1 protein-coding gene is annotated in these 314 nt (G+C 64.3%); it reads right to left on the reverse strand.

Going from position 1 to position 314, the window contains the following annotated elements:
* Nucleotides 1-314 (reverse strand): FAD-binding protein (locus EOL43_RS15300; protein WP_205669570.1); only part of this gene is annotated, 314 nt, incomplete at both ends.

Here is a 314-nt window from a genome sequence, read left to right on the forward strand (position 1 = left end):
CGCGACGCGCCAACGGCGGCGCCCAGCTTGTCAGCCAGTTTCTCGATCAGGGCGAAGTCCTCTTCCGAGCCAACGCCACGGCCACCCGACACGACAACGCCAGCCGAGGTCAACTCGGGGCGGTCGCTTTCGGCAACCTTGTCTTCAACCCATTCCGACAGGCCGGGATTGTCAGCAGCGCCGATGCTTTCAACAGCAGCCGAGCCGCCTTCGCCAGCGGCGTCAAAGGTCGACGTGCGGAAGGTGATGACCTTCTTGGCGTCCGACGACTTGACGGTCTGCATGGCGTTGCCAGCGTAGATCGGGCGCTCGAA

The sequence above is a fragment of the Aliiroseovarius marinus genome (assembly GCF_004360145.1).
GTDB classification, from domain to species: Bacteria; Pseudomonadota; Alphaproteobacteria; order Rhodobacterales; family Rhodobacteraceae; genus Aliiroseovarius; species Aliiroseovarius marinus.